The 7,517-nt window shown below is 68.3% G+C and carries 5 protein-coding genes; all 5 read right to left on the bottom strand.

Annotated features, from left to right (window positions below; genetic code table 11):
* Nucleotides 1-254: 254 nt before the first annotated feature.
* The gene (locus ARC78_RS02170) at nt 255-1,094 is read right to left on the bottom strand and encodes a TrmH family RNA methyltransferase (protein ID WP_057505636.1); all 840 of its coding nucleotides are present in this window, start codon (nt 1,092-1,094) and stop codon (nt 255-257) included.
* 12 nt (nt 1,095-1,106) lie between these two features.
* The gene (locus ARC78_RS02165; RefSeq protein WP_057505635.1) at nt 1,107-2,609 is read right to left on the bottom strand and encodes an alanine/glycine:cation symporter family protein; all 1,503 of its coding nucleotides are present in this window, start codon (nt 2,607-2,609) and stop codon (nt 1,107-1,109) included.
* A 96-nt stretch (nt 2,610-2,705) separates the two neighbouring features.
* On the bottom strand, nt 2,706-3,233 hold the full coding sequence (locus tag ARC78_RS02160; RefSeq protein WP_057505634.1) for a GNAT family N-acetyltransferase: 528 nt from the start codon (nt 3,231-3,233) through the stop codon (nt 2,706-2,708).
* Entirely contained in the window at nt 3,226-6,351 is a 3,126-nt protein-coding gene (locus ARC78_RS02155; RefSeq protein WP_057505633.1) for an efflux RND transporter permease subunit, read from the bottom strand. The genes ARC78_RS02160 and ARC78_RS02155 overlap by 8 nt, the downstream gene beginning before the upstream one ends.
* Nucleotides 6,348-7,433, bottom strand: a complete 1,086-nt coding sequence (locus ARC78_RS02150) for an efflux RND transporter periplasmic adaptor subunit (protein WP_057505632.1) — start codon at nt 7,431-7,433, stop codon at nt 6,348-6,350. Before ARC78_RS02150 ends, ARC78_RS02155 begins: the two co-directional genes overlap by 4 nt.
* Nucleotides 7,434-7,517 lie beyond the last annotated feature (84 nt).

The raw sequence follows: 7,517 nt of genomic DNA, 5'->3' as shown, positions 1-7,517 counted from the left end.
TTTTCAGGACAATCGAGCAAAAATCGCTCGGCTTCGGCGATTTTTCGCTCGCGTGCGACCGAAAAATGGTCGTGAACGACCGAAAATCACTCGCGCATGGCCGAAAATGGTCGTGACCGACCAGAAATCGCTCGTGCACGGCCGCAAAACGGTCGCGCACGAGCCGGGAACGGCCAGCGGGCGGCGCCAATTCCGGCCAGCGGACAAAACAAAGGCGCCCTGCGGCGCCTTTGTCATCCCGCCCCCGCGGTGGCTCAGGCCACGCCGTGGTGCCGGCGCCAGCTGGCCAGGAACACCGCCGTGGCCGAAGCCACGTTCAGGCTTTCCACCGCACCGGTGCCCGGGATCGACAGGCGCAGGTCGCAGCCCTGCGCGAATTCGCGGTCCATGCCCTGCCCTTCGGCACCCATCACATAGACCATGCGCGCCGGCAGCGCCGTGTTGAACACATCGTCGCCGTCCTCGACCAGCGTCGCGGCCAAGCTGAAGCCGGCATCGCGCAGCTGCGCCATAGCCTGCGGCAGTGCCGGCAGGCGAACCAGCGAGACGAACTCGGCGCCGCCCTCGGCCACCCGCGCCGCGGCGCCAGACAGGGCCAGCGTCGATTCAGACGGCAGCAGGATCGCGTTGACCCCGAAATGCGCGGCCGAGCGCAGGATCGCGCCGAAGTTGTGCGGATTGCCCACGCCATCGAGCCACAGCGCCAGCACCGGGCCGTCCTGCAGTCCCCCCAGCCAGGTCGCCAGCGGCAGCGGCTCGGTACGCAGCACGTCGGCCACCACGCCTTCGTGGTGGGTGGTCGCCGCCAGCTTGTTCAGATCGCCCTCGCCCACCACGCGGTAGCCGACGCGGTTGGCCACGCACCACTTCAGCATCGGCTGAAGCCGCGGGATCATCGCCTCGGCCAGGTACAGCTTGCGCATGGCCTCCGGGCGGCGCGCGAACATGGTCTGCACGGCATTGACGCCGTACAGGCGCAGCTCGTCGTTGCCGCGGATCGGCGGGCCGCCGGCGCCGCCCTCACGCGATGGCGCCGGCGGGATCGCCCGCGGCGGGCGGACGGAAGGACGGCGGTTGTTCCAGGGGTTGCTCACTGCATGTCTCTCTTATTTTTTGACGCGCCAGAAATCGGCGTTCTTGATGCCCAGCGCATCCGGATCGAAGACCGGGTCCAGCCCCAGTTTCTTCTGCCGTTCGTAATCGCGCAGCGCCAGCATTGCCGGCTTCTGCAGGATGAAGATGGCGATGACGTTCAGCCAGGCCATCAGACCGACGCCGATATCACCCAGCGCCCACGCCATTTTGGCATTGTGGAAGGCACCGAACACGACCATGCCCATGATGCCCAGGCGCAGCACCAGCGTCGCGGCCGGATGGGTGCGGTTGCTGCCGGCCAAGTAGGTGAGGTTGGTTTCGGCCATGTAGTAATAGGCCATGATCGTGGTGAAAGCGAAGAAGAACAGCGCGATCGCCACGAAGCCGGCGCCCCAGCCGGGCATGACCGATTCCACCGCGGCCTGGGTGAACAGCGCCCCTTCGGAAGGCTGCACGCCGGGCACGCCGCTGATGATGGCCTCCAGCTTGCTCACGCCGCCCTCGGTGACTTCGCGGAACACGTTGTACATACCGGTGGACAGCACCAGGAACGCGGTGGAGGTGCACACCAGCATGGTGTCGAAGTAGATCGCAAAGGCCTGCACATAGCCCTGCTTGGCCGGGTGCGAGACCTCGGCGGCGGCGGCGGCGTGCGGGCCGGTGCCCTGGCCGGCCTCGTTGGCGTAGATGCCGCGCTTGACGCCCCAGGCGATGGCCTGGCCGATGATGCCGCCGAAGGCCGCATGCGCGCCGAAGGCGCTGGAGAAGATGTCGGCGAACATCGTCGGCACCTTGCTGGCATTGAGCATCATCACCACGATGGCCATCAGGATGAAGCCCAGCGCCATGAACGGCACGATCACCTCGGCGAAGCTGGCGATGCGCTTGACCCCACCGAAGATGATCACGCCCAGCAGCGTGGCCACCAGCAGACCGATCCACAGCTTCAGGCTGGCCGCGCCGCCGACCACCGCGCAGGCGTCACCGCCGGTGCACAGCGCATTGACCGCACTGTCGGCGATCGCGTTGGCCTGCACGCCCGGCAGCAGGAAGCCGGCGGCGATGACCGTGGCCACCGCGAAGGTTGCCGCATACCACTTCAGCCCCATCGCCTTTTCGATGTAGTAGGCCGGACCACCGCGGTAGCGGCCCTCGGCGTCCTTGACCTTGTAGATCTGCGCCAGGGTGGATTCCACATAGGAGGTGGAGGCGCCGAGGAAGCCCATCACCCACATCCAGAAGATCGCGCCGGGGCCGCCGTAGGCGATGGCGGTAGCCACGCCGGCGATGTTGCCCACGCCCATGCGCCCGGCCATCGACATGGCCAGCGCCTGGAAGGAGGACACACCGGCCTCGGACTTCTGCCCGCGCACCGTCAGCCGGCACATCTCGGCAAACCCGCGGATCTGCATGACGCGCGTGCGCAGCGTGAACCACAGTCCCGCGCCCAGACACATGAAAATGAGCGCATTGCTCCAGATGATGCCGTTGACGAATTCGACGATAGATTCCACGTAGTTCCCCGGAAAGCTTAAAGTGGCCGGCCCCGGTCTACGGGACCGGCCGATTTTTCCACGATTGTGCAGCCCTGTGCAGGGCCGCCCCCTGTATTACGGCAACATCCGTAGACGGGCGAAGCAGCGCATGTCATGCAGCTGCCCGTCCTTCAGCACTGACTGGCGCTCCACGCCTTCCTCGTCGAATCCGTTCTTCAACAACACCCGCGCCGAGGCCGGATTGCCGGCCATCACCTGCGCGGCCAGCCGCGACAGCGCCAGCTCGGCCATCACCCACGGTGCGTAGGCGGCCACCACCGCGCTCATGACCCCCTGCCCCCAGTAGCGCCGCCCCAGCCAGTAGCCCAGCGACGCCGAATGCCGGCGCTCGCCCTGGCCCCGGGTGACCCCGATCCCGCCGCAGGCCTGGCCGTCGATCACCAGCGCGAACACGGGTCCGTCCAGGTCCAGCACCTGCCCGCCCAGAAACGCCTGGCCATCGGCCCGCGTGTACGGATGCGGAAAGCGCGTGCTCAGCCCGCGCGCGACGGCCGCGTCGTTGGCATGGCGCAGCAGCGATTCCAGATCGCTGCTGCGCCAGCGCCGCAACCGCACGCGACCGTCGAGCAGCGGCTCAGGCATGGCCACCGACCGAGGGCGTTTCCTGCTCCTGCCTGGCCAGTTCATTGGCCACCGTCTCCGGCGACTGCGTGTACGGCGCCAGCAGCGCGTAGAACGCCGGCACCACGAAGAGCGACAGGAAGGTGGACACGGTGACACCGAAGATCACCACCACGCCGATGGTGGCGCGGCTGGCCGAACCGGGACCGCCGGCCACGACCAGCGGAATCGCGCCGACCACGGTGGCGATGGAAGTCATCAGGATCGGGCGCAGGCGCACCATCGCCGATTCGACGATGGCCTGGTGCACGCTGCGGCCCTCATCACGCAGCTGGTTGGCGAATTCCACGATCAGGATGCCGTTCTTGGCCGCCAGCCCGACCAGCATGACGATGCCGATCTGGCTGAACAGGTTGAGCGTGCCGCCGCTGATGTACAGCCCGAGCAGCGCGCCGAGCACGCCCAGCGGCACGGTGAGCATGATCACCAGCGGGTGGATGAAGCTCTCGAACTGCGCGGCCAGCACCAGGTACACCACCAGCAGGGCCATGCCGAAGGTCAGCAGCACCGCGCTGCCGGTGCTCTGGTACTCGCGCGACTCGCCTTTCCAGTCGATCTGCGCGTAGTCGGGCAGCTCCTCACGGGCGGCCTCCTGTACCCAGGCGATGGCCTCGCCCAGGGTGTGGCCGGGAGCGAGGTTGGCGCTGATGGTGATCGAGCGCAGCCGGTTGAAGCGGTTCAGGCTGCCGGCCTCGGCCACCTCGCTGAGCGTGACCAGGTTGGACAGCGGCACCAGTTCACCGGAGCGCGCGCGCACCTGGATGGCGGCCAGATCGGCCGGCGAGGCGCGGCCTTCACGCCCGGCCTGCACCAGCACGTCGTACTCCTCGCCGTTGTCGACGAAGGTGGTGACGCGGCGCGAGCCCATCATCGTTTCCAGCGCACGGCCGATGTCGGTCACCGAGATGCCCAGGTCGGCCGCACGCTGGCGGTCGATGTTGACCCGCATCTGCGGCCGGGTTTCCTTGTAGTCCGAATCGGCGCCGACCAGACCGGGGTAGTCGGCCATGCGGGCGAGCAGACGGTCGCGCCACTGCGCGATCTCGGCGTACTCCGGGCCACCGAGCACGATCTGGAACGGCTGGCCCATGCTGCGCACCAGCCCGCCACCGACCATGGTGCGCACGCGCACCCCGCTCAGGCCGTTCAATTCTTTCTGCAGGTCGTTGGCCACGTCGCTGGTGGCTTCGGTGCGATCACGCCACGGCTGCAGGAACACACTGATGCGGCCGGTGTGCATTTCCTCGCTGTTGCCCCAACCGCCGGGCACGCGCGGGTTGGCGCGGACGATCGGTTCCTGCGGGCCGACGAACTGCGCAACGATCTGCTCGACCTGCTGCACCTGGCCGACGGTGTAGTCGAAACCGGCGCCTTCCGGGCCGTCGATCACAATCTGGAACGAGCCGCGGTCCTCGGCCGGGGCCAGCTCCGAGGGCAGCAGCTTGAACAGGCCCCAGCTGGCGCCCAGCGCGGCCAGCATCACTACGCCGAAGATCCAGGTCCGCTGCACATGCCGGTCCAGCACCCGGCCGTAGGCGGCCGAGACACGTTCCAGCTGGCGGTTGATGAAGCCGTGCAGACGCCCGACCTTGCGCTCGCTATGCGGCCGGAGCAGCTTGGAGGCCATCATCGGCGTCAGCGTCAGCGCCACGAACGCCGACAAGGCCACCGCCGCGGCCAGCGCCACGGCCAGCTCGCGGAACAGGCGGCCGGTATTGCCTTCCAGGAAGCCCACCGGCAGGAACACCGCCACCAGCACCGCGGTGGTGGCGATCACCGCGAACGCCACTTGGGTGGTACCGCGACGGGCGGCCACCAGCGGCGGCTCGCCCAGGTCGATGCGGCGCTGCACGTTCTCCACCACGACGATGGCGTCATCGACCACCAGGCCGATACACAGCACCAGCGCCAGCAGTGTGAACAGGTTGATCGAGAAGCCGAACGCGAACAGCGCGATGAACGCAGCCACCAGACACACCGGCACGGTCACCGCCGGGATCAGCGCCGCGCGCAGGCTACCCAGGAACAGCCAGATCACCACCAGTACCAGCAGCATCGCCTCTACCAGCGTGGCGTAGACGCGCTCGACGGCGGCCTCGATGAAGGTGGTGTTGTCGAAGGCGACGAAAATCTGCGTGCCCTTAGGCAGGCTCGGCGCGATCCGCTCGGCCTCGGCGCGGGTCAGCCGCGCCACGTCCAGCGCGTTGGCGGTGGAAGTCTTGACGATGCCCAGGCCGATGCCCGGCTCGCCGTTGCTGCGGTAGTAGGCGCGACGCTCGGACGAATCCAGCTCGACCTTGGCCACATCGCCCAGCCGCACCACATAGCCGTCGGCGCCCTTGCCCAGCGGGATGCTGGCGAAGTCGGCCGGGGCCACGTAGCTGCGCTCCACGCGCAGGGTGAAGTCGCGGTCGGCCGATTCGATGCGCCCGGCCGGCAGCTCCACGTTCTCGCTGCGCAGCGCGGCTTCCACCTCGCCCACGGTCAGGCCGCGCGCGGCCAGCTGGTCGCGGTCCAGCCACACCCGCATCGCGTAGCGCTGCCGGCCGCCGATGCGGATCTGCGCTACCCCGTCGATGCTGGAGAAACGGTCCACCACGTAGCGCTCGGCGTAGTCGCTCAGCTCCAGCGTGTCCATCGAGCTGGAGCTCATGTTGAACCAGATGATCGGGTCGGCGTCGCTCTCGACCTTGGCGATCTCCGGCGGCCGCGCTTCTTCGGGCATGCGGTCGGCGACGCGGCTGACCGCGTCACGCACATCGTTGGCGGCGGCCTCGATGTCGCGGTTGGCATTGAACTCGATGCTGACCGAGGCGCGGCCATTGGTGCTGCGCGCGTTGATCGTGTCGATGCCCTCGATGCCGGCCAGCGCGTCTTCCAGCACCTGGGTGACGCGGCTTTCGATCACCGCGGCCGAGGCGCCGGTGTAGTCCACCGACACCGACACGATCGGCGGATCGATCGCCGGCAACTCGCGCAGGGTCAGCCGGCTGAACGACATCAAGCCCAGCACCACCAGCAGCAGGCTCATCACCACGGCCAGCACCGGCCGCTTGATCGAAAGGTCGGACAGCTTCATCCGGCAGCCGCCTGCGTGGCGGGCGCCGGCGCGGCGGCGGCCGGCTTGGCATCTTCGATCTTGATGCCCGGACGCAGCTTGCCGGTGCCGTCGATGACGATGCGCTCACCGGCGCTCAGGCCGTCGATGACTTCCACCACGCCGGCGCGGCGGGTGCCGGTCTTGACGTCGACCCGCTCGACGCTGGCATCGTCCTTGACCCGGTAGATGAAGGAGTCACGACCGACCTGGACCACGGCGATCTCCGGGATCACCAGCGCCTGCCGCTCGGGGCGGAACAGGCGCACATCCAGCAGCATGCCCGGACGCAGCGCGTGATCGGCATTGGCGAAATCGGCGCGCACGGTCACCGCGCGGCTGCCCGGATCGACCCGCGCATCGATGGTGCTCACCCGTCCCTCGAAGGTACGCCCGGGCCAGGCGATGCTGCTGCCGACGACCTTGTCGCCAGGCTGCAGCGTCGCCAGCTCGGCCTCCGGCAGCGGGAAATCGACATGCATGCGCGACAGGTCATCCAGCGTGGCGATCGGTGTGCTCGGCGTCAGCAGCGCGCCGGGGCTGATCTGGCGGATACCCAGCACGCCGGCGAACGGCGCGCGGACCTGGCGGTCACCGATATCGGCGCGCATCTGCCGCACGCGGGCCTCGGCGGCATCGCGGATGGCTTTTTGCGTGTCCAAGGTGGAATGGGACACCAGCTGCTGCGCAGCCAGCTCGCGCTGGCGCTGGTACAGCCGGTCGGCCTCGGCGAAGGTCGCCTGGGCCGAGGCCAGCGCGGCCTGCTGGGCGTCGCCGCGCAAGGTGACCAGCGGCGCGCCGGCCGCGACCTGCTGGCCGCTTTCAAAATGCACCGTGTCGACGATTTCGCTGACCTTGGCGGTGATCACCACCGACTCGCGCGCCTTGGTGGTGCCCAGCGCCTGCAAGGTGTCATTCCAGGCCGACAGCTGCACGATCTGGGTGGTCACCGGCACAGCACCAGCGGTCTGGCGTGGCGCCTGGGCGCCTTCACGATTGCAACCGGCCAAGGCCAGCGCCAAGACAGTGCCACCGGCAACGGTGGCGACAAAACGCCCCAACATAGGTAAATCCGTCAGCTACACGATCGGTCAGTCTAGCTGGCCGAAGTGACGGCCGGATGTGCCGTTAGAGGGGGGCGCCCGGAT

The organism is Stenotrophomonas pictorum JCM 9942 (assembly GCF_001431585.1).
In the GTDB taxonomy this organism is placed as follows: Bacteria; Pseudomonadota; Gammaproteobacteria; order Xanthomonadales; family Xanthomonadaceae; genus Stenotrophomonas; species Stenotrophomonas pictorum.
The sequence above is the reverse complement of the archived record's forward strand: the minus strand, read 5'-3'. Positions and strand labels throughout refer to the sequence as shown.

Excerpts from the sequence above, each read along its gene's own strand:
- ARC78_RS02150 (WP_057505632.1), bottom strand. The coding sequence starts at position 7,433 with ATGTTGGGGCGTTTTGTCGCCACCGTTGCCGGTGGCACTGTCTTGGCG.
- ARC78_RS02160 (WP_057505634.1), bottom strand. The coding sequence starts at position 3,233 with ATGCCTGAGCCGCTGCTCGACGGTCGCGTGCGGTTGCGGCGCTGGCGC.
- ARC78_RS02155 (WP_057505633.1), bottom strand. The coding sequence starts at position 6,351 with ATGAAGCTGTCCGACCTTTCGATCAAGCGGCCGGTGCTGGCCGTGGTG.